General features: G+C 32.5%; 26 protein-coding genes. 14 read left to right on the forward strand and 12 right to left on the reverse strand.

Annotation, left to right across the window (positions count from 1 at the left end; genetic code table 11):
* Nucleotides 1–4 precede the first annotated feature (4 nt).
* The 3 genes from D9R05_RS01960 to D9R05_RS01970 form a co-directional block, all read right to left on the reverse strand.
* Nucleotides 5–1048: an HAD family hydrolase gene (locus D9R05_RS01960; protein ID WP_121665531.1), complete on the reverse strand. Its 1044-nt coding sequence runs from the start codon at nucleotides 1046–1048 to the stop codon at nucleotides 5–7.
* A gap of 10 nt (nucleotides 1049–1058) precedes the next feature.
* Nucleotides 1059–1760 carry a hypothetical protein gene (locus D9R05_RS01965; RefSeq protein WP_121665532.1) on the reverse strand — a complete coding sequence of 234 codons (702 nt, stop codon included), beginning with the start codon at nucleotides 1758–1760 and terminating at the stop codon, nucleotides 1059–1061.
* 225 nt (nucleotides 1761–1985) lie between these two features.
* Complete coding sequence (locus D9R05_RS01970; RefSeq protein WP_262696557.1) at nucleotides 1986–3395, reverse strand: arylsulfatase; 1410 nt, start codon at nucleotides 3393–3395, stop codon at nucleotides 1986–1988.
* 454 nt (nucleotides 3396–3849) lie between these two features.
* On the opposite strand from D9R05_RS01970, the gene D9R05_RS01975 reads away from it, so the two are divergent.
* From D9R05_RS01975 to D9R05_RS02005, 7 genes are all read left to right on the forward strand, one after another.
* A complete protein-coding gene (locus D9R05_RS01975) occupies nucleotides 3850–4737 on the forward strand; it encodes an SDR family oxidoreductase (RefSeq protein ID WP_121665533.1) in 888 nt (295 codons plus the stop codon).
* Nucleotides 4738–4824: 87 nt separating this feature from the next.
* Nucleotides 4825–5589, forward strand: a complete 765-nt coding sequence (locus D9R05_RS01980) for a ParA family protein (protein ID WP_121665534.1) — start codon at nucleotides 4825–4827, stop codon at nucleotides 5587–5589.
* A 6-nt stretch (nucleotides 5590–5595) separates the two neighbouring features.
* Nucleotides 5596–6501 (forward strand): ParB/RepB/Spo0J family partition protein, encoded by a 906-nt coding sequence (locus D9R05_RS01985; protein ID WP_121665535.1) that lies wholly within the window; start codon nucleotides 5596–5598, stop codon nucleotides 6499–6501.
* Nucleotides 6491–7075 (forward strand): DUF5683 domain-containing protein, encoded by a 585-nt coding sequence (locus tag D9R05_RS01990; protein WP_121665822.1) that lies wholly within the window; start codon nucleotides 6491–6493, stop codon nucleotides 7073–7075. Before D9R05_RS01985 ends, D9R05_RS01990 begins: the two co-directional genes overlap by 11 nt.
* A 12-nt stretch (nucleotides 7076–7087) precedes the next feature.
* Nucleotides 7088–7798, forward strand: a complete 711-nt coding sequence (dapB, locus tag D9R05_RS01995) for a 4-hydroxy-tetrahydrodipicolinate reductase (protein WP_121665536.1) — start codon at nucleotides 7088–7090, stop codon at nucleotides 7796–7798.
* Nucleotides 7799–7848: 50 nt separating this feature from the next.
* A complete protein-coding gene (lepB, locus tag D9R05_RS02000) occupies nucleotides 7849–9423 on the forward strand; it encodes a signal peptidase I (protein ID WP_121665537.1) in 1575 nt (524 codons plus the stop codon).
* Nucleotides 9424–9439: 16 nt separating this feature from the next.
* Entirely contained in the window at nucleotides 9440–10072 is a 633-nt protein-coding gene (locus tag D9R05_RS02005; RefSeq protein ID WP_121665538.1) for a WbqC family protein, read from the forward strand.
* A gap of 12 nt (nucleotides 10073–10084) precedes the next feature.
* Here the strand turns inward: D9R05_RS02005 and D9R05_RS02010 are convergent, their stop codons facing one another.
* The 7 genes from D9R05_RS02010 to D9R05_RS02040 all read right to left on the reverse strand — a co-directional run bounded on the left by D9R05_RS02010 (nucleotide 10085) and on the right by D9R05_RS02040 (nucleotide 16362).
* Nucleotides 10085–11146, reverse strand: coding sequence for an endonuclease/exonuclease/phosphatase family protein (locus tag D9R05_RS02010; protein WP_121665539.1), 1062 nt, complete (start codon nucleotides 11144–11146; stop codon nucleotides 10085–10087).
* Between the two features lie 7 nt (nucleotides 11147–11153).
* Complete coding sequence (locus D9R05_RS02015; protein WP_121665540.1) at nucleotides 11154–12050, reverse strand: rhomboid family intramembrane serine protease; 897 nt, start codon at nucleotides 12048–12050, stop codon at nucleotides 11154–11156.
* Nucleotides 12050–12817: a rhomboid family intramembrane serine protease gene (locus D9R05_RS02020; protein ID WP_121665541.1), complete on the reverse strand. Its 768-nt coding sequence runs from the start codon at nucleotides 12815–12817 to the stop codon at nucleotides 12050–12052. The genes D9R05_RS02015 and D9R05_RS02020 overlap by 1 nt, the downstream gene beginning before the upstream one ends.
* On the reverse strand, nucleotides 12818–14674 hold the full coding sequence (gene mutL / locus D9R05_RS02025) for a DNA mismatch repair endonuclease MutL (RefSeq protein WP_121665542.1): 1857 nt from the start codon (nucleotides 14672–14674) through the stop codon (nucleotides 12818–12820). It abuts the gene before it with no gap.
* Nucleotides 14674–14961 (reverse strand): riboflavin synthase subunit beta, encoded by a 288-nt coding sequence (locus D9R05_RS02030; protein WP_121665543.1) that lies wholly within the window; start codon nucleotides 14959–14961, stop codon nucleotides 14674–14676. The genes mutL and D9R05_RS02030 overlap by 1 nt, the downstream gene beginning before the upstream one ends.
* Before the next feature lie 117 nt (nucleotides 14962–15078).
* Nucleotides 15079–15585 carry a 6,7-dimethyl-8-ribityllumazine synthase gene (ribH, locus tag D9R05_RS02035; RefSeq protein ID WP_121665544.1) on the reverse strand — a complete coding sequence of 169 codons (507 nt, stop codon included), beginning with the start codon at nucleotides 15583–15585 and terminating at the stop codon, nucleotides 15079–15081.
* 6 nt (nucleotides 15586–15591) lie between these two features.
* Nucleotides 15592–16362 carry a tetratricopeptide repeat protein gene (locus D9R05_RS02040; protein ID WP_121665545.1) on the reverse strand — a complete coding sequence of 257 codons (771 nt, stop codon included), beginning with the start codon at nucleotides 16360–16362 and terminating at the stop codon, nucleotides 15592–15594.
* Nucleotides 16363–16510: 148 nt separating this feature from the next.
* On the opposite strand from D9R05_RS02040, the gene recF reads away from it, so the two are divergent.
* The 3 genes from recF to D9R05_RS02055 are packed head-to-tail and all read left to right on the forward strand — an operon-like array spanning nucleotide 16511 to nucleotide 18369.
* The gene (gene recF / locus D9R05_RS02045; RefSeq protein ID WP_121665546.1) at nucleotides 16511–17590 is read left to right on the forward strand and encodes a DNA replication/repair protein RecF; all 1080 of its coding nucleotides are present in this window, start codon (nucleotides 16511–16513) and stop codon (nucleotides 17588–17590) included.
* A 58-nt stretch (nucleotides 17591–17648) separates the two neighbouring features.
* A complete protein-coding gene (locus tag D9R05_RS02050; RefSeq protein ID WP_121665547.1) occupies nucleotides 17649–18089 on the forward strand; it encodes a hypothetical protein in 441 nt (146 codons plus the stop codon).
* On the forward strand, nucleotides 18076–18369 hold the full coding sequence (locus tag D9R05_RS02055; protein ID WP_121665548.1) for a DUF721 domain-containing protein: 294 nt from the start codon (nucleotides 18076–18078) through the stop codon (nucleotides 18367–18369). The genes D9R05_RS02050 and D9R05_RS02055 overlap by 14 nt, the downstream gene beginning before the upstream one ends.
* Nucleotides 18370–18446: 77 nt before the next feature.
* Here the strand turns inward: D9R05_RS02055 and D9R05_RS02060 are convergent, their stop codons facing one another.
* Nucleotides 18447–18866, reverse strand: a complete 420-nt coding sequence (locus D9R05_RS02060; RefSeq protein ID WP_121665549.1) for a nucleoside-diphosphate kinase — start codon at nucleotides 18864–18866, stop codon at nucleotides 18447–18449.
* A 128-nt stretch (nucleotides 18867–18994) separates the two neighbouring features.
* On the opposite strand from D9R05_RS02060, the gene D9R05_RS02065 reads away from it, so the two are divergent.
* The 3 genes from D9R05_RS02065 to D9R05_RS02075 are packed head-to-tail and all read left to right on the forward strand — an operon-like array spanning nucleotide 18995 to nucleotide 21625.
* A complete protein-coding gene (locus tag D9R05_RS02065) occupies nucleotides 18995–20011 on the forward strand; it encodes a DHH family phosphoesterase (RefSeq protein ID WP_121665550.1) in 1017 nt (338 codons plus the stop codon).
* The gene (gldI, locus tag D9R05_RS02070) at nucleotides 20008–20574 is read left to right on the forward strand and encodes a gliding motility-associated peptidyl-prolyl isomerase GldI (RefSeq protein WP_121665551.1); all 567 of its coding nucleotides are present in this window, start codon (nucleotides 20008–20010) and stop codon (nucleotides 20572–20574) included. The genes D9R05_RS02065 and gldI overlap by 4 nt, the downstream gene beginning before the upstream one ends.
* A 4-nt stretch (nucleotides 20575–20578) precedes the next feature.
* Nucleotides 20579–21625 (forward strand): peptidylprolyl isomerase, encoded by a 1047-nt coding sequence (locus D9R05_RS02075; protein WP_121665552.1) that lies wholly within the window; start codon nucleotides 20579–20581, stop codon nucleotides 21623–21625.
* Between the two features lie 79 nt (nucleotides 21626–21704).
* Here D9R05_RS02075 and D9R05_RS02080 read toward each other — a convergent pair whose 3' ends face one another.
* Nucleotides 21705–21890, reverse strand: coding sequence for a CsbD family protein (locus tag D9R05_RS02080; RefSeq protein WP_121665553.1), 186 nt, complete (start codon nucleotides 21888–21890; stop codon nucleotides 21705–21707).
* Nucleotides 21891–21980: 90 nt separating this feature from the next.
* Here D9R05_RS02080 and D9R05_RS02085 point away from each other — a divergent pair, with 90 nt between their 5' ends.
* Nucleotides 21981–23096: an esterase-like activity of phytase family protein gene (locus tag D9R05_RS02085; RefSeq protein ID WP_240462897.1), complete on the forward strand. Its 1116-nt coding sequence runs from the start codon at nucleotides 21981–21983 to the stop codon at nucleotides 23094–23096.
* Nucleotides 23097–23107 lie beyond the last annotated feature (11 nt).

Genomic DNA, 23107 nt, shown 5'->3' on the forward strand with positions numbered 1-23107 from the left:
TTTTTTATTTTTGAAAGCTAAATATTTGTTTAAAGTCATTTTTCATATCAACAACTAACCAGTCTTTTTCTTTAGCTTCTTCTAGGGCTGTTTCTAAATGTCCACTTAATGTTTTTGTATCATAAGCATATTCGCGTTCACTATCTGTATGATGTAAGATAACACACATTGTCTTATAATTAGAGCTACTTGTGTATTGCATCATGGCTTGATCTCCATCGCTATTACCTCCACAAAACACTGGTTTTTTTCCAATGAATCTATGAATAGATTCTGGTTTCCCTGTTTTATCATCTACAAAAATATCTCCTGATACTTTTGATAATTTTGGTGTTCCATCAATTACTTCATATTTTACTTCTCCATAACTTCCTATCACTTGATAAGGAGGAATTCCGTAAGCTTCTTCCGTAAAAACACGCATAAAGTCTGCACCACCACCGCTTACAATAAAGGTTTTAAATTCATGTGCTCTTAGATAGTCTAACAATTGTAGCATAGGAAGATATAAAACCTCTTTATAAAGTTTATTATATTTTTTACTTTTAGTAGTATCAATCCATTGTTTTACTGATTGAGTAAAATCTTCCTCTGTTCGCTCTGAATGTGTTTTATTAACTAAATCTATTAACCCCTTCATTCCGGCTTTTTTTAAAGGTTCAAAATTTCCTTCTACGGCAGCACTTACAATGGAATCATTTTTCCACTCTGGTTTATTAGGGTAATTTTTTTTCAAATAGTCTAACATAAATTGCGCCTGATTAGGCACAGGCTGCTCTGGCCATAAGGTTCCATCATTATCAAAAACGGCAATCCTATCGTTTACTGGAATAAAATCTGAAGAAGTAGAATCAGTGACGGTATTTACCCAACTTAGAATTCTATTTTTTGGCTCATCGTGCCAAACAGTTAATGCATCTGTAGTATTTTTAGTTGATTTTTTTACTTCTTTTTCTACTCTAGGTTCTTTATCAGAATTAGTTTGTTGATTACAGCTAATTCCAAAAATCAATAATAATGCTGAAGCTAAAAGTTTAATTTTTTTCATAATTATAATTTTAAAAGAGTACTTTAATTCCTGTGTAAAGCATAGGCTTGGTATTTATCACATCATATTGTGGTTCAAAAAATAAATTATAAACTGTATCTGTTTCATTAAATATTTTACCGAAACCAGCGCCCAATGGTACTTCGTGTTGTCCGGTTCTAAAGTTAAAAAGCATTCTTGGATGACTTCTAAAATACCAACCACGCTCAAAATCATGATAAATTCCCGGTTGAAATTCCATAGAAAATACATTCTTTCCTGTTTGTAGTGTAGCTAGAGATATAAATTTCCATTTACCTAGTTTACTTACAGAAACAAAATTAACTCCTCCTGCAAATTTGGTTTCATGGAAATAGCTAATTACAGCACCGAAACCAAAATTATGTTTTCCATCTTCTGTCTGAAATAATCTAGCAACTAAAAAATTAGCACTGTTAAATTGGTTTTCATTTAATCGATTTGATTCATCATAATTATACTGCTCAGGATAATCATCTCCATAATTAAACTCATATTCAGCTGAAAAACGATAAAACCATTTACCGGAACTCATATTAGCTAATAGCTGTAATCTGGATTGATCATTACTATAGAAACGATTCCAAAGACCAACTGTAGGACTCGGATCTATAGGGTTATTAGCGTCTTGTGCATTAATTTTTTCTATATGAAAAGCTGAAAAAATAACTAATACAAGTAAAAACTTTTTCATAAGTATGATATTTAAAGAAACACAGTTCTAGCATTCCTACTTTCCAGGCAGGTTCTTCAATAAAATTTTCAAAAAGATAATAAGTTCTTTTATAACAAGTATTAAGGCTCAAATACTTGATTAAGCATTAGTCAAAGTTTTATAAACAAAAAGATATTTAAAATTCGGAGTCTTTATTATTTTATATCTAAGACTCCGAATTTTTATTATCAGAAAATCACTTAATTAATTGCGAGATGGTGTTTTCATTTCTTGAACAACTTCATCCACAGATAATGAAGATCCTTTAACAGGAGGATATTCTTTAAATGAAGCTAAAAATTTAGAAGCCAATTCTTGTGCAGGAACAAACATCCACATATTATCTGCATACCAGCGAACATACAGTGCAGATTTCCAAGATACTTCATAAGGATCAGCTCTTAAATTTATCACTATAGGCCAACTGGGTGATTTACGATAGGCTTCAGCAATCGATCCTTCCATTATTGTAAAATGCAATTTAAAGTTGTTATATCGAATTGCGTTTAGATTACCTCCCGCATCAAAATAAAATATTTCTTCTCTAGGGCTTTCCTTTTCTTTCCCTTGGAAAAAGGGCATCATATTATATCCATCTAAATGCGCATTAAAGGTTTTACCATTAGCTTTATAACCATTCAACATTTTTTTCACTAAATCTGGCTCACCTGCTGCTGCTGCTAGTGTTGGCATCATGTCTTCGTGAGAAAAAATATCATTATATACAGTACCAGGCTCAATTACACCAGGCCAACGAATAGCACAAGGAACACGAAATCCACCTTCCCATGTAGTTCCTTTTTCTCCTGCAAACGGCGTGGTTCCACCATCGGGCCAAGTAAATTTCTCAGCACCATTATCAGTAGAATACATAATAATTGTATTATCTATGATACCTAATTCTTCTAGTTTATCGAGCACAACTCCAATTGCTTTATCGTGTTCTACCATACCGTCCGGATATAAACCTATTCCTGTTACTCCATCACTTTCATCCTTTAAGTGAGTCCAAACGTGCATACGTGTTGAATTTAACCATACAAAAAAGGGTTTTCCATCAGCGTGGGCTTTTTCTATGAAATCTATAGCCGCTGCTGTAAACTCCTCATCTACAGTTTCCATACGTTTTTTTGTTAAAGGACCGGTATCTTCTATACGTCCATCAGAATAAGAATGAATAACTCCTCTTGGTCCATATTTTTTCCGAAACTCTTGGCTTTCTGGATAATAATAGCTTTCTGGCTCTTCTTCAGCATTTAAGTGATATAGGTTACCAAAGAACTCATCAAAACCATGATTTGTAGGTAAATGTTCATCTCTATCGCCTAAGTGATTCTTTCCAAATTGACCTGAAGTATAGCCGTGGGGTTTTAAAACTTCTGCAATAGTTGGCTGATTATCTTTAATTCCCTGTTTAGCACCTGGCATGCCAATAGTTAATAACCCTGTCCTAAAAGGATGTTGTCCTAAAATGAAAGCAGCTCTACCCGCTGTACAAGATTGTTGTCCATACCAATCGGTAAACATAGCTCCTTCTTTAGCTATTCGGTCAATATTAGGAGTTTCATATCCCATCATTCCGTTATTGTACACACTTGGATTGGACCATCCAATATCATCTCCTCAAATAACCAGGATGTTGGGCTTGTCTTGTGCTACTGCTGTAACGCAAGCAAGCATAAGTGTAATTAATAGTAAAGTTGGTTTTTTCATAATAAAAAATAATTAAATGGTTAAAAGATGTAATATTTATATAAACGGTTTAAATGAATCAGTATCTTATTTGTAAGAAACCACTCATCCATATATCCACTAAATTAGCAAAAAAACGATACTCCTAAATACTATTGCGTTAACTTTTTTAAGTTACAATAAAAAAATAATTAATTAAAGTGTAAAAATATTAACATATAACCAATATAAAGTAAATTTTATTGATATAAAAATAATACTGACTTAACCATTTATTCATTGTTTAAAAAAAATAACTTTAAAAAAGCTTAGGTTAGAATTATAGTTTTCAATTGCTTAAATTTGATTTTATAAATTTTAGTTTAAAACTCTACCGATGAACTTCACAAAAAAAATGTTACGCGATGATGCGTTAAATGGAAAAAATATTATTGTTACCGGTGGCGGAAGCGGTCTCGGAAAAGCTATGACCAAATATTTTTTAGAATTAGGTGCGCAAGTCGCAATTACTTCTAGAAATCTAGAAAAGTTAAAGACAACAGCTAAAGAACTGGAACAGGAAACGAACGGAAAATGTTTTGCTATTCAATGTGATGTTCGTCATTATGATCAAGTTGAAAAAATGCGCGATGAAGCTATTGAAAAAATGGGAAGCATCGATGTTTTACTGAATAATGCTGCCGGAAATTTTATTTCTCCTACCGAGCGTCTTTCTGCAAACGCTTTTGATACTATTATTGATATTGTTCTGAAAGGAAGTAAAAACTGTACACTTGCTTTTGGTAAACATTGGATCGATAAAAAAGAAACTGAAAAAACGGTTTTAAATATTGTGACTACTTATGCGTGGACCGGCTCTGCCTATGTAGTTCCATCAGCAACAGCTAAAGCCGGTGTGTTAGCGATGACGCGTTCTCTTGCGGTAGAATGGGCAAAATACGGAATCCGATTTAACGCTATTGCGCCTGGACCATTCCCTACCAAAGGAGCTTGGGATAGACTACTACCGGGCGATTTAAAAGATAAATTTGATTTGGCTAAAAAAGTTCCTTTAAAACGAGTGGGCGAACATCAAGAATTAGCCAATTTAGCAGCTTATTTAGTTTCAGATTTTTCTGCCTATTTAAATGGCGAAGTCATTACAATAGATGGTGGCGAATGGCTTAAAGGCGCAGGACAGTTTAATTTACTAGAGCAAATTCCAGAAAAAATGTGGGATCAACTTGAAGAAATGATTAAACAGAAAAAAAATAAAGGCTCATAATTTTAATCATAAAAAAAGTGTTAACAACTTCCATTTTCAATTGGAAGAATAAATTGTATTTTTACTCTCTAAATTTAAGAGGAGTTAATGGGTAAAATCATTGCAATTGCGAATCAAAAAGGTGGCGTAGGAAAAACCACTACATCAGTCAACTTGGCTGCTTCATTAGGAGTTTTAGAGAAAAAAGTATTATTGATCGATGCCGATCCGCAGGCAAACGCTACTTCCGGTTTAGGAATAGATGTTGAATCTGTGGAGCTAGGTACTTACCAGCTGTTAGAGCATACACAAAAAGCTGAAGAGGCGATTCTTAAAACTGACTCTCCAAACTTAGATCTTATTCCCGCACATATAGATCTGGTTGCCATAGAGATAGAGCTGGTAGATCAAGACCAACGTGAATCTATGCTTAGAAATGCTGTAGAACATTTGCGCGATCAGTACGATTATATTCTTATAGATTGTGCACCGTCACTTGGTCTTCTAACTTTAAATGCACTTACTGCGGCAGATTCTGTTATTATTCCAATTCAATGTGAATATTTTGCTCTTGAAGGTTTAGGGAAATTATTAAATACGATAAAAAGCGTTCAAAAAGTTCATAATACAAAATTAGATATCGAAGGTCTTTTATTAACAATGTACGATTCGCGTCTTCGTTTATCTAATCAAGTTGTAGATGAAGTTAAAAAGCATTTTGACGAAATGGTTTTTGATACCATTATTCAACGAAACGTGCGCTTAAGTGAGGCTCCCAGTTATGGAGAAAGTATCATAAATTATGACGCAGGAAGTAGAGGTGCCAGCAATTATTTAAGCTTGGCCGAAGAAATTATAAAGAAAAATTCTTAAGGATTTATGGCGAAGGCAACGAAAAAGCAAGCATTAGGACGCGGACTTTCTGCATTATTGAAAGACCCCGAAAATGATATAAAATCAGCTAAAGATAAAAATGCCGATAAAGTAGTTGGCAGTATTGTTGAACTGGATATTGAAGCCATTGAAGTAAATCCTTTTCAACCGAGAACAAGTTTTAACGAAGATGCTTTGCAAGAGTTAGCTTCTTCTATTAAAGAACTTGGGGTAATTCAACCTATTACGGTAAGAAAAATTGATTTCAATAAATACCAATTGGTTTCTGGTGAGCGTCGTTATAGAGCTTCAAAATTAGTCGGATTAAAAACCATTCCTGCTTACATAAGAATAGCAAACGATCAAGAATCTTTAGAAATGGCGCTTGTTGAAAATATTCAGCGTCAAGATTTAGATCCTATAGAAATTGCACTTTCTTACCAACGCTTGTTAGATGAAATTGATTTAACGCAAGAACAACTAAGCGACAGAATTGGTAAAAATCGTTCTACAATCGCAAATTATTTACGCCTTTTAAAATTAGATCCGATTATTCAAACAGGAATGCGTGACGGTTTTTTATCGATGGGTCATGGGCGTGCATTAATCAACTTAGAAGATCTAGAAGAACAATTAAAGATTTACGAAAAAGTAATACAAAACTCTTTATCGGTTAGAGAAACTGAAAAATTAGTTAGAGAATTACAAAACGGAAAAACAACCTCTTCTCAAAAAAAATCGGCACCAAAAATGCCTAAGGAAGTAAAAAGCGCTGTAAAAAATTTCTCTGAATATTTTGGAGCAAAAGTGGATGTTAAATTAAATAATAAAGGAAAAGGAAAAGTTATCATTCCATTTTCATCAGAAGAAGATTTTAACCGATTAAAAAAATTAATTGAAGGTGAATCGTAATTTTTTCTTATTACTTTTTTTTAGTTTAACCTTTAGCCTATTTTCTTTTGGGCAAAATGATAGCTTAGCAACACGTACAGAAAATATTGCTAGAGTTAATCCTGAAACTACAAAAAACTTCAAAGAATATAATCCGCTAGCACCTGCCAAAGCAGCCTTTTATTCTGCTGTTTTACCAGGTTTAGGACAAGCATATAACGGTAGCTACTGGAAAATCCCCTTAGTTTACGCTGCTATTGGCGGTGGAGTTTATGCATTTATTTACAATAACAACCAATATAATAAATATAGAGATGCCTATAAAAGTCGATTGGCAGGAGAAACAGATGATGAGTTTATAAATGTACTTTCTGATGATGCCTTAATCGATGCGCAGAAAAGATTCCGCAGAAATAAAGAAATCTCTATTTTAGTAACTATTGCCGCTTATGCTTTAAATATAATTGATGCCAATGTAGAAGCGCATTTACAGCAATTTAATGTAAGTGAAGATTTGTCATTAAGACCTAATTTAGGAATTGATGAATTTTCAGGAAAAGCAAATTATAATCTTTCGGTTAATTTTAATTTTTAGAAGAATACACCTATGAAAATTGCACTTTTAGGCTATGGAAGAATGGGAAAGACCATTGAAAAAATAGCATTAAAAAGAAATCATACTATTATTTACAAAACCTCTTCGGCTTTAGAGGAAGATCAACTTAAACAAGCAGATGTTGCTATAGATTTTAGCATTCCGGATGCTGCTTTCACAAATATTACAACTTGTTTTAAACATCAAATTCCTGTTATTTGTGGAACGACCGGTTGGTTAGATAAATATGATGAAGCCATAAAAATTTGTAATGAAAATAAAGCTGCATTTCTATACGCTTCAAATTTTAGTTTAGGTGTAAATTTATTTTTTGAATTAAATACACAACTTGCCAAGTTGATGAAAAACTTTGATGAATATAAAGTTGATGTAGAAGAAATTCATCATACAAAAAAACTAGATAAACCTAGTGGTACAGCAATTACCTTAACTGATCAAATAATTGAAAACTCCACTTATACAGATTGGAAATTAATTGAAGAAAACAAACAAGTATCTGAAAATATAATTCCTGTTGAAGCCAAACGAATAGAAGATGTTCCCGGTACACACCTTATCAAGTATGCTTCCGAAATTGATGATATCGAAATAAAGCATACGGCACATTCTCGAGAAGGCTTTGCCCTTGGCGCATTGGTAGCAGCAGAATTTATACAAGACAAAACAGGAATTTTTAGTATGAAAGATGTCTTAAATATGTAACTTTAACAGCTTTCTAACTACTTATTTATTGAACACATAGATTTTACAGCATGACAATTACGCAATGGTTAATCGTTTTTATAGCAATTCAAATAATTCACTTTCTAGCCACCTGGAAACTTTATAAAAAAGCCGGAAGAAAAGCCTGGGAAGCAATTATCCCGGTGTACAATGCGGTGGTTTTAATGAAAATTATTAACCGTCCGTGGTGGTGGACAATCTTACTGTTTATACCGATTGTTAACTTAATTATGATTCCCGTTGTTTGGGTAGAAACCATAAGAAGCTTTGGAAGACATTCTACGGCAGATACTTGGCTTACAATTTTAACCTTAGGCTTTTATATTTTTTACGTAAATTATGGATTAGACGTAAACTATATTGAAGAGCGTAGTTTAAAACCAAGAACGACGGCTGGAGAATGGGTGAGTTCAATTTTGTTTGCTGTGGTTGCCGCAACTATTGTACATACGTATTTTATTCAACCCTTTACGATCCCTACTTCTTCGTTAGAAAAAACTTTATTAGTAGGCGATTTTTTATTTGTTAGTAAATTTAATTACGGTGCCCGTGCTCCAAAAACTACGGTTTCGTTCCCAATGGTACACGATACTATTCCCGGACTCGGTATAAAATCTTATACTAACTGGCCACAACTCCCCTATTTTAGATTTCCCGGTTTTGAAAAAGTTGAACGTAACGACATTGTCGTTTTTAATTGGCCGGTAGATACCGTTCCTTTTTTTGGTTATCGTGGTAACCAAAGCTTTAAAAAACCGATTGATAAAAAATCTAATTACGTAAAACGTGCTGTAGGTATTCCTGGAGATTCATTAAAAATCGTAGACGGTAAAGTTTTTATTGATAACAAACCGCTTCAACTCCCTAAAAGAGCAAAACCACAATATTCTTACGTAGTGCAAGGAAAAGGCAGAGGTTTTGATTTACGTTCGCTATACCGAACCTATGATATTACCGATCCGGTACAAATGATTAATCAGGAGAAACGCTTATATCACTTTGTTTCTCTTACGGAAGAAACAGTAGAAAAATTTAAAAATCACCCTAATGTAGCTTCAATTGAGCGAGTTATTTCGGCGCAAGGAAAAAGTAGTGGATCTATTTTTCCTCAAAGTGATGATTACAAATGGAATCGCGATCAACTAGGTTCTATTTATATTCCAGAACAAGGAGAAACAGTAGCTATTTCAGTTGAATCGCTTCCTTTTTATAAACGGATTATAGAAGTTTATGAAGGTGAAGAAATGGGAATTGATCGTAAAATAACTCAAAACGGAACTACAATTCTTCTAAATGGTAACCCAATTAAAGAGTACACTTTTAAACAAAACTATTATTTTATGATGGGTGATAACCGCCATAATAGTGAAGATAGTAGATTTTGGGGATTTGTACCGGAAAATCACATAGTTGGTAAACCAATTTTTATCTGGATGAGTTTAGACAGCAACGCTTCAGGTTTTGATAAAATTCGTTGGGAACGTCTCTTTACAACCGTTGGCGGCGATGGTAAACCGGTTTCTTATTTTAGTTATTTTTTAATTGCCTTAGTTATCCTAATCGGAATTAATTTCTTTAGAAAAAAGAAGAAAAAATCGGCTTAGAAAATTAGCACTTTTTATGGAAAAACTTTTGGTACATCCCGCATATTTTGGTTCTATTCATCAGTTTTCAGCGATAAGTCAAACGCAAAAATTAATCTTTGAAAACGAAGATAATTACCAAAAACAAACCTATAGAACGCGTCAATATATTTATGGTGCAAATGGAAAATTGCTATTAAATATCCCTATAAAACATAACAAGCAAAAAAAAACGCATCAAAAATATAGAGACGTTCGCATAGAGAATAGTTTTTTATGGCAATTAAACCATTGGCGTTCTTTAGAAGCTGCTTACCGAACTTCTCCTTTTTTTGAGTTTTATGAAGATGAAATAAAACCGCTTTATGAAAAGCGATTTAGTTTTTTATTAGATTTTAACCTGACTTGTTTTGAAACAATTTCAGCTTGTTTGCAGCTTGATAAAGATTTCAGTAAAACTGAAGAATATCAAACACCGGAAGAAGTTGACCAACAGGTTACAGATTACCGAAATTTAATCGATGCAAAAAAAGAGGTCGAATTTCAACAAGAAAAATACACACAGGTTTTTGAAGAAAAATTTGGCTTTATAAAAAATCTTTCGGTGCTAGATTTGTTGTTTAATGAAGGGCCAAATTCTCTAAATTATTTAGAACAGCAATCGCTTTAAAAACTGAAAAGATTATTTACTTTTTTCTTTCTTAATTTTAGTCTTTTTCTCTTGTTGTTTTTTAAAACTTAAGCGCGTCATAATAGGATAATGATCAGAAAGTTGAACATCGTAATTTTTAAATTCGTTCACTTGAAAATCAGGATCAGTTAAAATTACGTCAATTCGAAGCGGAATAAAGTCAAATACATAGGTTTCTCCAAAACCATTTCCGGCCTCGGTAAAAGTATCTTTAAAACCGGAAGATATTTTTCGGTACACATACGAAAAAGCACTGTTATTAAAATCGCCACAAATAATCGTTTTGTAAGGTGTTTTTTCTAATGCTTCTAATAGTAATTCAGTTTGGTATTGTTGCTTTCTAAAGGAATTCCCTACCCTACTAATGAGCTTATCACTATCTTCTTCTTGCAATTTTTTTACTTCAGGAATTAATTTCAAACTTTCTAAATGAACATTAAAAACGCGAACCGTATCTTGTTTTATTTTGATATCGACAAAAATGGCATTATTGTAGGTGTCAGGAAAATCTAACGAACCTTTATTAATAATTGGGTAGTTAGAAAAAATAGCTTGACCAAAAGAGGAGTTTTCCCTCAATTCTATATACTTATTTTTAAAGCCTTCAAAAGCAACATTTTCTTTATCATAATAGTCCTGAATACTTAAAACATCGGGAGATTTTTCATGAACAAAAGAAATAATTTGTTCTGTAACAGAATCATTTTTAATCCAATCAAACCGATTAAACTGCCGGACATTATAACTCATCACACTAATTTCATCATCAGAAGTTTGAACTTTTTCTGAAACTCTATATAGCGATAAAATATGATTGAACCCTAAAACAAGTACCAACAAAGAAAGTATGAATTGCTTTTTAAATTTTACTGCCCAAAAAATTAGAAAAATAATATTGCTGATGAGTAAAATTGGTATTCCTAAACTTAAAATAGAAAGAAAAGGAAAGGTCCTTGGAGGAATATATGGTAAAATATATGCCAAGAGTAAAGCTGTAGCAAATAAGCTGTTTAAGAAGAAAATAAATTTATCGAATATAGATAATTTCTTCATTATTAATTTATTCTTTACCGGCGTTAAATAGAAAATCCTTTTCTTCTTTACTCAAACTTTCATATCCGCTTTTGCTTATTTTATCGAGAATAGCATCTACCTTTTTCTGCTTATCATCTTTATTCATCGAATAATTAGCTGTAGCCCTTTTTTTCGTGGTAGATTTTTTATTTCTATAAACAGTTTTAAATGGTGCTTTTTTTTTCGAAGAAAATAAATTGACAACGCTATCTGTTATCCTCTCAAACCAAGCACCAATATCATTACCTTTTGATAGCTGAGAAGTGTACATATAACCTAATAAAGCTCCCCCCAGATGTGCCAAATGTCCACCAGGATTATTCATTGGAATTTGTACAACATCTAAAACCACAAAAAAAGCAGCTATCCACCAAAGTTTTATATTTCCTAGTAGCATTAACCGCACTTTCATATTAGGTGCTTGTGTGGCAACTCCAACCAGAATAGCCATTACTGCTGCTGAAGCCCCAATAAGATAAGAGCGTCCTGTACCTTGAAAAACCGGAAATAAATTATAGCTTAACATATATAATAATGCACCGGAAATAGCTCCTAAAAAGTAATAATTCAGTAGGCGTTTTGCAGAGAAAAAAGTCAAAAAAATACGGCCAGAAAAATACAGAATTATCATATTAGATAAAATATGCCAAATTCCTCCGTGTAAAAAAGCATAGGTTAAAATGCTCCAAGGTTTGTAAATAAACTCACCTAACTCTTTAGGAAAAACTAACCATTTTAATAAAAATTCGTCAGAAATATTTAATAAAAAAGCTAAGGTTTTAAAAAGGAATAAAGCGATGAAAGCTACCACGTTTATCGCGATTAACTTTTCAGTTATTCCCGCCATATTGTACTGATATTGTAACTTATCGCGCCAATTCATTAGTTCCACCTATTATTATTAAACTGATTTTTCTTCCAGAACCACATCGTAATAAAACCAAATAATGCTCCACCAATATGAGCAAAATGTGCTATTCCTGCTCCCATTAACGAATAACCAGTAATCCCTGAAAATAAGTCTAATAAAATTAATCCCGGAATAAAATATTTTGCTTTAATAGGAACGGGTATAAACATTAAAAATAATTTCATATTAGGGAACAACATTCCAAACGCTACTAATATACCATAAATTGCACCTGAAGCTCCAACTGCAGAAGACGAATAGGCACTAATCATAGCTTTTACATTAGAACCCTCAACCGCATCAGGAATATTTACATTATAACTACCCGAACTCATTAAACTTCTAAATGCCTCATCCAGTAAATTTTGAATTTGCTCACCATTCATTCCGGCATCCAACAACATATTATAACCCGACTGAAAATTGAAATAATTCACTAAGGTATGCAGCAAAACCGCACCAAAACCAGCCGAAAAATACAAGAAAATAAACTTGTTTTTTCCTAAAGTTTGCTCGAGCATGCTACCAAACATAAACAAGGCAAACATATTAAACAGAATATGACTAAAGCTACCGTGCATAAACATATGCGTCAAAATTTGCCATATTCTAAAATTTTCGTTTTCAGGAAACCACATCGCAAATAATTGATAAGCATAATCACCCAAAAATTGGCTCCCAATAAAAACAATTATATTTATGATGAGTAATACCTTAACGGTCTCTGTTATTCTAGCCATTTATATGAATTTTTTTTCTAAATCTTCAGCCGTTAAACGGACAAATATTTTTTTATTAGCTGGTGTTAAATTTGGTTCTTTACAAGCAAACAAACCATTTACAATGGCTAGTTGTTCTTGTGTATTCAATACATTTCCGGTTTTTATAGCCATACTTTTAGAAAGTGATTTTGCTAACAAATCGGTTTGTTGAAAACCACTGTCAGGCACATCATGTTCAAAATCTGAAAGCAATTGTTCCAACAAAATAGAAACTTCACTTTCTGCTATTAAATTAGGAATACCGGTAATTTCAACATCATCTTCTTCCAATTTTGAAAACACAAAACCAGTTTGCTCTAATGAACTTTTTAATTCGTGTAACATCGCAATTTCGTGCGCATTAAACTGTAATTGTAAGGGAAATAATAGTTGTTGACTCACTGCCGCTTTCACGGTAATATTCTTCAATAATTCCTCGTATAAAATTCTGGAATGTGCACGATGTTGATCAATAACAATCATCCCGGTTTTTAAAGAACTAATTATATATTTTTTTTGAACTTGAAATGTTCTGTTAGGTGTTTCTTCCGGATCTTCATCAAATAAACGACCGCTAACTTCCTCGCTTTCAAATTCTATATTAGTAAAATTTTCTGAGTCCTCATTATTCAAGCCCGTATATAAGGCCTCCCAATTTTCTTTTGATGCTTTTTGTTTTGGAAAACTACTGCGCATTGGTTGATTCTTTACCGATATATTTGATGAATTTTCAAACGGATTAAAATCACGATCAACTTCTATCGTAGGATTAGAAATTGCTTTTTCTTTGTAATTATAAGGTGTATCTAAATTGGCATCACGATCAAAATCTAAAATTGGTGCTACATTAAATTGCCCTAAACTGTGCTTAATGGCGCTTCTTAAAATTGCATACAAGGCATGCTCATCATCAAACTTAATTTCAGTTTTTGTTGGGTGAATATTTATATCAATACTTTTAGGATCTACCGTTAAATATAAAAAATAAGCCGGATGTTTTTTGTCTTTCAACAAACCTTCGAAGGCAGCATTTACAGCGTGATTTAAATACGGACTCTTGATATAGCGATTATTTACAAAGAAAAATTGCTCGCCGCGAGTTCGTTTAGAAAACTCCGGTTTCCCTACAAATCCTTCAATTTTAATAATATCGGTTTCTTCTTCTACCGGAACTAATTTTTCATTGGTTTTAGCACCAAAAATATTTACAATTCGCTGCCGTTGATTAGTTTCAGGTAACTGAAAAAGTTCATTGCCGTTATGATGGAGTGAAAAAGAAATCTGTGGATGCGCCATCGCAACACGCTGAAATTCGTCTATAATATGACGCGTTTCTACTGCATTAGATTTTAAGAAATTTCTTCTTGCGGGAATATTATAAAATAAATTTTTTACGCTAACTACCGTGCCGGTTGGAGTCACGCAAGGTTCTTGACTTTTTACTTTGCTTCCTTTAATTTTAAGTTGCGTACCAATATCACTTTCAGCTTGTTTAGTTTTTAACTCCACATGTGCAATAGCAGCAATAGAGGCCAAAGCTTCGCCACGAAAACCTTTTGTTTTTAGATCAAACAAATCTTCAGCTAATTTAATTTTAGAAGTAGCGTGCCGTTCAAAACTTAAACGTGCATCGGTTTCGCTCATGCCTTTACCGTTATCAGCAACTTGAATTAAAGTTTTGCCGGCATCTTTTATTAATAAGTCTATGCGTGTACTGCTAGCATCAACTGCATTTTCTATAAGTTCTTTTACTACAGAAGCCGGACGCTGAACCACTTCTCCTGCTGCAATCTGATTGGCTACATGATCGGGAAGTACCTGAATAATATCTGTCATTAGTTTGAATAGAATATTGACAAGTCAAAATCAATGATGAATAAGAATATCGCCAATAAAATTGTTATAATAATGGCAATGCGAATATTTGTTTGCCGATCTGCTTTATCTTTTACATCGGCCCAAGCTAATTTAAATTTATTTATTAAACCATGGTTTTCGCCCGTTGTTGTTCTAAATTCATCAAATTTAGTTTTAATTTCAAAAGGGTTTCCTTTGCCTTTATCGTCATAATAACGTGGCGAATAGCTAAACTTCTTATTCTTTTTTGATTTTAAAAGTCCCATAATTATAAGTGATTTCAAAGTTACTTAAAATCAAATACAATGCCGAGTTGCTTTTGTGAAAATTTGTTAAGAATGAAGCTTAAAAAGTAAAGTTATTGATTTGAATAAATTGAAGAATTAGCCCTTATAAAAATTAGCGTCTTTTCTTAGCTGCGCCATTTTAATCGCAGCAACGGCAGCTTCAGCACCTTTGTTACCGTGTTCGCCACCAGAACGATCTATGGATTGTTGCATAGTATCATCAGTTAACACGCAAAATATAACAGGAATATCGTGTTGAATATTTAGGTCTTTTATACCCTGAGTTACCCCTTCACAAACAAAATCAAAATGTTTGGTTTCGCCTTTGATAACACTCCCTACTACGACAATAGCATCTAGCATTTCAAAAGTTTCTTGCATTTTTTTACAAGCATAGATCAGCTCAAAACTTCCCGGCACATTCCAACGAACAATGTTTTCCTTAAAAACATTGTTTTCAATCCAAACATCAAAAGCACCTTGAAAAAGGTTTTCGGTAATGTTATCATTCCATTCAGAAACAATAATCCCAAACCGAAAGTCTTTCGCGTTTGGGATTGTATCTTTATTGTAAGCTGATAAATTTTTTCCTGCTGTTGCCATAAAATTTTATTGCATTGCTTTTGCTTGACCTAAATATACAGGCACTTGCTCTGCTTCAGGAGCATCAGAAAATTCTTCTTCAATTCTAGAAAGATGTTTCTCTGCTGCTGCTGCATCACCAACTTTTAAGGCAGTAGTTCCAGCTTTTAATAAAAAGCGTGGTGTGGTGAATTTGTTTGTTTTCATAGAAGCAGCTTTTTCATAAAATCCTAAAGCTTCTTCAGGTTGGTTTAATTGCATGAACGCATCACCAATTGCACCTTTTGCTAAAGGAGCTATGATTTGATCATCACTAGAAAACTTCTCTAAATGATCTATAGCTTTTTGATAATCGCCTGTATTTAAAAAAGCAATCCCCGCATAGTAATGTGCCAAATTAGCAGCATCGGTTCCTGAGTATTCGTTTGTAATATCTACAAAACCAAATTTTCCGGCACCACCATTTAAAGCTAAAGTATAAAGCGAATCTTGTTGAGCAATATCTGCTTGTAAAGCGCTCTCAAAATAAACTTGTGCTTGCGATAATTCATCTGCAGCTTCAAGTTCTTGCGGTTGCGCAATAAACTTATTATAACCAAGGTAGCCTAAAACAGCAATAACGATTACACTAATAACAATAATAATAGGTTGCTGATTTCTTGCAGCCCACTCTTCTGTTTTATTAGCACCTTCATCTAGGTTATTAAAAACCTCTGCTGTTGTAGATTGTTCTTCAACTTGAACCTCTTCTTCTTTTTTATTTTTAGGTTTGTAACCTCGTTTTCTATATGCTGCCATAAAATTTGCTTATTGAAGGGCAAAAATAAAATTTTTATCCATATTTAAAAGAGAAAACATTTGTTATTTTTTAATACTTTGGCAAAAAGTAAATTCTGTTCACAAATATTTTACTAAAAAACAAAAAAGTACTGAATATCAGTTTTTTATGATTTTAAAAAAACTCGCCTTACTAAATTATAAAAATTTTGAATCGAAATCTTTTCAGTTTAATTCAAAAATCAACTGCCTTGTTGGTTATAATGGAGTTGGCAAAACTAATGTTTTAGATAGTATTTATCATTTAGCATACGGCAAAAGTTATTTTAACCCAATTACAAGTCAAAATATTAATCATGAAGCTGATTTTTTTGTAATTGATGGTGCGTTTGAAAAAGAAGATAGAGAAGAAAAAATTGTGGTTAGTGCCAAACGCGGGCAAAAAAAAGTCATTAAAAGAAATAATAAAGCCTATGAAAAATTTAGAGAACACATTGGCTTAATTCCGGTAGTTATCATTTCTCCGGCAGATCGCGATTTAATTATTGAAGGAAGTGAAACCCGTCGAAAATTTATGGACGGTATTATTTCTCAGCACCACCCTAACTATTTAGATATTTTACTGAAATACAATAAAACACTTTCGCAACGAAACTCATTATTAAAATATTTTGCAGCAAACCACACTTTTGATGCAACAACTTTAGCTGTTTATGATGAGCAATTAAAACAATTTGGCAAAAAAATTCATGAAGAACGCATTAAATTTTTAGAAGCTTTCACTCCTATTTTTAATAAGCGTTATCAAAGTATTAGTAATGCAAAAGAAGATGTGCAATTGCAGTATAAAAGTCAGTTGTTTAAAAGTGAATTGAGCCAACTTTTAACTGAAAATCTACCTAAGGATCGTGCATTACAATATACTAGCGTAGGAACCCACAAAGATGATTTAACCTTGAAAATTAAAAATCATTCGGTGAAAAAATTTGGATCGCAAGGTCAACAAAAATCTTTTTTAATTGCTTTAAAATTAGCACAATACGATTTTATAAAACAGCAAACCAATACAAAACCAATTTTACTGCTGGATGATATTTTTGATAAGCTTGATGAACAACGCGTTTCTCATATCATTCAATTGGTAACTGAAGATGATTTAGGGCAATTATTTATAAGTGACACGCACGCAGACAGAACCGAAAAAGTGGTGAAATCTAGTGCTCGCGATTACAAAATGATTGAACTTTAAATTAGGTTTTAACTTCAAAAATTAGCCTCTCTTTTTAAAAAATAATAGCTTTGTTCTTATGAAAAAAACCATTCAATTTTTTTTATCCATTAGCTTTTTTTGGCTTGCGTTTTCTTGTCAACAAAAACCTGAAAAAGAAGATATTCAACTCCTAAATGGTTATTGGGAAATTAAGGAAGTAACACAAAAAGACGGTACAAAAAGAGGCTATAAATTTAATGAAACCGTAGATTTTATTTCATTGGACAGTACCGGAAAAGGCTTCAGAAAAAAAGTAATGCCACAATTAGACGGAACCTACAAAACATTTGCAGATCGTGAACAGCTTGAAGCAAAAATGAAAAACGATAGTCTTTATTTATATTACACTACTGATTTGGCTAATTGGAAAGAAGAAGTCATTTTAATAGAGAAAGATAAATTCAGTGTAAAAAATAAACGTGGAATACAATATACTTATCAACGATTTAACGGATATTTAGACGATGGCAAGAAGTGATGAACATAAAAGTATTAGTGAAGTTTTAAAGAGTTTTGTTGACGAAAATAAACTTCAAAAAGGATTGAATAAAGTTCACGTTCGTGAGGCTTGGGATTCGCAGATGGGACCGGCAATAAAAAATTATACTACCGCTTTAAAATTAGAAGGCACCACACTTTATGTACAATTAAGTTCTTCTGTTTTACGAGAGGAGTTGAGTTATGGAAAAGAAAAAATAATTAATATGCTCAACGAGAATTTAGGAAAAGATCTGATAAAAAAATTAGTGCTTCGGTAATATTATAAAATTTTAAACACAAAAAAACCTCACAAAATTGTGAGGTTTTTTTATAACAATTAATCTACAAAATAGACTTAAAACATTTCGCGTCCAGCAAAATGAAATGCACCTTCTATAGCTGCATTTTCGTCGCTATCACTTCCGTGAACAGCATTTTCTCCAATAGATTTTGCGTATTTTTTTCTAATTGTTCCTTCAGCAGCTTCTTCTGGATTAGTAGCACCAATTAAGGTTCTAAAATCTTCAACCGCATTATCTTTTTCAAGAATTGCAGCTACAATTGGTCCACGAGTCATAAACTCAACCAACTCGCCAAAAAATGGACGCTCACTGTGAATTGCATAAAACTGCTCCGCATCAGCTTTAGTCATTTGCGTAAGCTTCATTGCTACAATTCTAAAACCAGAAGTTGTAATTTGTTCTAAGATTGCCCCAATGTGCCCATTTTCAACCGCATCAGGTTTAATCATCGTAAATGTTCTATTATCTGCCATTACGTTATTCTTTTAAATTTTGTGCAAAAGTAATCATTTATACTGATTTTTCTTATACTTAAAAACTAAATCTAGTTGATTAAAATAAAATAAGGCAAAAAAAATTATAAATTGTATCTTCGTGGCTTATGACTACACAAGAAATTGCTGATTTAAAAAAATTGTTGGACACCCCTACAGATATTGTAATTGTTCCACATAAAAATCCTGATGGAGATGCTATTGGTTCATGTTTAGCCTTACATCATTTTTTAAAAGAAAAAGGGCATACAAGTTATGTAATTGCTCCTAACGATTATCCTGATTTTTTAAAGTGGTTACCGGGAGAAAAAGAGGTTATAAAATTTGATCAAGAAATTGATAAATCCAAAAAAATTATTGATAAAGCTCAATTAATTTTCACCTTAGATTTCAATCATTTTTCACGTACCGGAACAATGGAGGAAACATTACAAAATGCTTCGGCAACTTTTGCTATGATAGATCATCACCAACAACCCGATGATTATGCAGAATTTACCTACAGTGATGTTTCTTGCTCTTCTACTTGCCAAATGGTGTATCACTTTATAGAGAAATTAGAAGAAACAAATAAAATTAGCTCAGTAATTGCTACTTGCCTTTATATTGGTATAATGACAGATACCGGAAGTTTTCGTTTTCCTTCTACCTCCAGCACAACGCACCGTGTTATAGCAGATTTAATTGATAAAGGAGCAGAAAACGCATTAATACATCAACAAACTTTTGATACCAACTCATACGAGCGTTTGCAACTCTTAGGTGTTGCCTTAAATAATTTAACGATAATTGAAGGCTGCAATACCGCTTATATCTGCCTTTCGCAAAAAGAATTAGACGATCATCAATTTAAAAAAGGAGATACAGAAGGTTTTGTAAATTATGGGCTTTCGGTAAAAGGAATAATTTTTGCCGCTATATTTATTGAACATAAAGCAGAAAATATTATAAAAATCTCATTACGTTCTAAAGGTGATTTCAATGTAAATGAATTTGCCAGAGAATATTTTGAAGGCGGCGGACATATAAATGCTGCGGGAGGAAAAAGCGATAAAAATTTACAAGAAACCATTGCTTATTTTGAAGATATTGTAAAAAAACATCAGAAAAAATTAAATTCATGAAACAGAAAATAAGCATAATATTGTTACTTTGTTTTACTGCAATTGCTTGTAAAACACCAGAAGCTCGCAGGCCGGTCGCAAATAATTCAGGTTCATTTATTAAAGAATCCGTAGACCGAAACAAGAAACTTATAAAAAAGGAAGAAAATAAAATTTTAAATATTATTCATCAAGATTCTGCTAACAATTACATTAGTTCTAGTAATGGATTTTGGTATTATTACAACACACAAATAAATGCTGATTCTTTACAAACACCGCAATACGGAGAGTTAGTAACCTTTAAATATGATATTTCTACTTTAGAAGGAAACGCAATTTATTCAGCTCAAGAAATTGGACTACGTGAATATGTAATTGATAAAGAAGATTTATTTACAGGACTCCGCCAAGCCTTAAAAATTTTAAAAGAAGGAGAAACTGCAACATTTTTATTTCCTTCGCATAAGGCTTTCGGTTATTATGGAGATAGCGATAAAATTGGAAGAAATGTTCCTATTCGCTCTACTATAACACTTACAACAATAGAACAAATTGAAAATCAAAACCAGAATAATCCTTAAACACATGAAAAAACAACATTTACTTTTACTTTTAGCATTTGCATTTACAGCACTTTCTTGCAACAGTAAATACCCAGATTTAGATGATGGTATGTATGCAGAATTTGTAACCAACAAAGGTACTTTTGTGGCAGAACTTTATTACAAAGCTACTCCAATAACAGTAGCAAATTTCGTAAGCCTTGCTGAAGGAACCAACAAAAAAGTGGATTCTAGCTACGCCGGAAAAAAGTTTTATGATGGCTTAACCTTCCATAGAATTATAGACAATTTTATGATTCAAGGCGGAGATCCAAAAGGAAACGGCTCTGGCGGACCAGGTTATAGCTTCCCTGATGAATTTAATGATACGTTACAACACGATACTAAAGGAATTTTATCTATGGCTAACTCTGGTCCAAACACCAACGGAAGCCAGTTCTTTATTACCTTAAAAGAAACACCGCATTTAAACGGAAGACACAGCATTTTTGGTAAAATAGTTGAAGGACAACAAGTGATAGATTCTTTAGGGAAAGTAGAAACCGCCGCTCAAGATAAGCCTGTTAAAGAGGTAGTTATTAAAAAGCTAAACATTATTAGAAAAGGAAAAGAAGCTAAAGATTTTAATGCTTCAAAAGTTTTTGAAGAAAAATTAGCCGATATTGAAGCTGAAAAAGAAAAGAAACAGCAAGCCTTAGAAAACGAAATTAAAACTTTAGCTGAAGGTTACGAAAAAACTGACAGTGGTTTACGTTATAAAATAACTGAAACCAACGAAGAAGGTGAAAAGCCAAATGGTGGCGATCAAGTTAAAGTGCACTACACAGGAATGTTAGCAAACGGAGAGAAATTTGATTCTTCATACGACAGAGGAAAACCATTAGAATTTCCTGTTGGTGTTGGTAAAGTAATTCCGGGTTGGGATGAAGGAATTCGATTATTAAAAACAGGAGAAAAAGCACGCTTAATAATTCCTCCTTACTTAGGTTATGGAGAGCGCGGTGCCGGTGGCGTTATACCTCCAAATGCAATTTTAATTTTTGATGTAGAATTAGTTGGTATTAACTAATAAGCATCAAAAAAAAGCATAAAAAAAGCTTCCTGATAAAATTCAGGAAGCTTTTCTTTTTCATAGCAATTTACGTTTATTATAAACGCTCAATTTCATTTTTTAACTCTTCTTTTGTTTTTCCGGTTTTTTCTTGAAGCCTTCCTAACATTTCGTCAAACTTTCCTTCAGAAAAAGTAACATCATCATCTGTTACATCTCCGTATTGTTGTTTAAATTTACCTTTTACTTGGTTCCATTTTCCTTCTAATTCTGTCTGGTTCATAGCATTAGTTTTTTAAGGGTTAATAATAATTAAAGGTAAATTTTATAACACCATTTTATCCTAAATAATTCACATACTTATCTTAAGAAGATGTTATATTTAAAATCAAATCTTAAATCATTTTACAAATTTTTAGTATGCTTCCTTTTCTTTGGAACAATTATAAGTTGTTCTTCTCAAAAAATTTCTACGGAAACTGGCTATAAGATTCAGTTTTTAGATGAATATATCATAGAGAAAGATCTTCAATTTAAAAACACGACAATAGGTGGTTTATCTGAAATAGATTTTGATGGAGAAAATTTTTATATAGCTTGTGATCAACCATCAAATCCGCGTTTTTATAAAGCCAAAATTAGCATAAAAGAGAAAAAAATTGATACGTTAATTTTTTCTGAAGTAATAAAATTAAATAAAAAATCAGCTCCAAAAAATGTACTCGATTTAGAGGGAATTAGATTTAAACCATCAACCAAAAGTTTTACACTAAGTAGTGAAGGTTCTATAAATAACGGTGTAAATGCTTCAATTTTTCAAGTTGATATTAAAGGAAATATTTTAAAAAATTATAATTTGCCCGATAATTTTTTAATTGATGAAAATAAAAATCCGCGACATAATTCTATGTTTGAAGGCTTAACAGCAGATTTTTTAAACGATGGAATTTGGGTAAGTACAGAAATGCCACTAACAACTGACGGACCTAAAGCAAAAATTTTTGGCACAAAATCCTACGTTCGGTTTACACATTTTAATGCCTCTCTAAAACCCGACAAACAATTTGCTTATCAACTTTCTAAAATAAAACGCTTACCATATTTGCCTTTTTCGTTAAACGGACTCACGGCTATTTTAAATTATGATGAAAATAGATTTATTACAGTGGAACGCACTTTTGCCGCCGGAAGAGGAAAAAAATCATATAAAATTTTACTATTTGATGTCAACGCAAATACTGCAAGTTCTACCTTAAAAACAGACAAGTTAAAAAAGCGAAAAATTACTCCCGCAAAAAAACAATTGATTTTTGATTTTGATAACGTCAGAAAAAAACTCGCACATAAAAGTATTGATAATATTGAAGGAATTTGCTTTGGCCCAATTTTGCCCAATGGCAATAAAACGCTACTTTTAATCGCCGATAATAATTTCAATAGCTTCCAGCCACAACTCAACCAATTAATTTTAATGGAAGTTATTGATTAACAAAATATTAA

Source organism: Mesonia aquimarina, from assembly GCF_003667275.1.
Taxonomy (GTDB): Bacteria; Bacteroidota; Bacteroidia; order Flavobacteriales; family Flavobacteriaceae; genus Mesonia; species Mesonia aquimarina.

Excerpts from the sequence above, each read along its gene's own strand:
- D9R05_RS01960 (WP_121665531.1), bottom strand. The coding sequence starts at position 1,048 with ATGAAAAAAATTAAACTTTTAGCTTCAGCATTATTATTGATTTTTGGA.
- D9R05_RS01965 (WP_121665532.1), bottom strand. The coding sequence starts at position 1,760 with ATGAAAAAGTTTTTACTTGTATTAGTTATTTTTTCAGCTTTTCATATA.
- D9R05_RS01975 (WP_121665533.1), top strand. The coding sequence starts at position 3,850 with ATGAACTTCACAAAAAAAATGTTACGCGATGATGCGTTAAATGGAAAA.
- D9R05_RS01980 (WP_121665534.1), top strand. The coding sequence starts at position 4,825 with ATGGGTAAAATCATTGCAATTGCGAATCAAAAAGGTGGCGTAGGAAAA.
- D9R05_RS01985 (WP_121665535.1), top strand. The coding sequence starts at position 5,596 with ATGGCGAAGGCAACGAAAAAGCAAGCATTAGGACGCGGACTTTCTGCA.
- dapB (WP_121665536.1), top strand. The coding sequence starts at position 7,088 with ATGAAAATTGCACTTTTAGGCTATGGAAGAATGGGAAAGACCATTGAA.
- lepB (WP_121665537.1), top strand. The coding sequence starts at position 7,849 with ATGACAATTACGCAATGGTTAATCGTTTTTATAGCAATTCAAATAATT.
- D9R05_RS02005 (WP_121665538.1), top strand. The coding sequence starts at position 9,440 with ATGGAAAAACTTTTGGTACATCCCGCATATTTTGGTTCTATTCATCAG.
- D9R05_RS02010 (WP_121665539.1), bottom strand. The coding sequence starts at position 11,146 with ATGAAGAAATTATCTATATTCGATAAATTTATTTTCTTCTTAAACAGC.
- D9R05_RS02015 (WP_121665540.1), bottom strand. The coding sequence starts at position 12,050 with ATGAATTGGCGCGATAAGTTACAATATCAGTACAATATGGCGGGAATA.
- D9R05_RS02020 (WP_121665541.1), bottom strand. The coding sequence starts at position 12,817 with ATGGCTAGAATAACAGAGACCGTTAAGGTATTACTCATCATAAATATA.
- mutL (WP_121665542.1), bottom strand. The coding sequence starts at position 14,674 with ATGACAGATATTATTCAGGTACTTCCCGATCATGTAGCCAATCAGATT.
- D9R05_RS02030 (WP_121665543.1), bottom strand. The coding sequence starts at position 14,961 with ATGGGACTTTTAAAATCAAAAAAGAATAAGAAGTTTAGCTATTCGCCA.
- ribH (WP_121665544.1), bottom strand. The coding sequence starts at position 15,585 with ATGGCAACAGCAGGAAAAAATTTATCAGCTTACAATAAAGATACAATC.
- D9R05_RS02040 (WP_121665545.1), bottom strand. The coding sequence starts at position 16,362 with ATGGCAGCATATAGAAAACGAGGTTACAAACCTAAAAATAAAAAAGAA.
- recF (WP_121665546.1), top strand. The coding sequence starts at position 16,511 with ATGATTTTAAAAAAACTCGCCTTACTAAATTATAAAAATTTTGAATCG.
- D9R05_RS02050 (WP_121665547.1), top strand. The coding sequence starts at position 17,649 with ATGAAAAAAACCATTCAATTTTTTTTATCCATTAGCTTTTTTTGGCTT.
- D9R05_RS02055 (WP_121665548.1), top strand. The coding sequence starts at position 18,076 with ATGGCAAGAAGTGATGAACATAAAAGTATTAGTGAAGTTTTAAAGAGT.
- D9R05_RS02060 (WP_121665549.1), bottom strand. The coding sequence starts at position 18,866 with ATGGCAGATAATAGAACATTTACGATGATTAAACCTGATGCGGTTGAA.
- D9R05_RS02065 (WP_121665550.1), top strand. The coding sequence starts at position 18,995 with ATGACTACACAAGAAATTGCTGATTTAAAAAAATTGTTGGACACCCCT.
- gldI (WP_121665551.1), top strand. The coding sequence starts at position 20,008 with ATGAAACAGAAAATAAGCATAATATTGTTACTTTGTTTTACTGCAATT.
- D9R05_RS02075 (WP_121665552.1), top strand. The coding sequence starts at position 20,579 with ATGAAAAAACAACATTTACTTTTACTTTTAGCATTTGCATTTACAGCA.
- D9R05_RS02080 (WP_121665553.1), bottom strand. The coding sequence starts at position 21,890 with ATGAACCAGACAGAATTAGAAGGAAAATGGAACCAAGTAAAAGGTAAA.
- D9R05_RS02085 (WP_240462897.1), top strand. The coding sequence starts at position 21,981 with ATGTTATATTTAAAATCAAATCTTAAATCATTTTACAAATTTTTAGTA.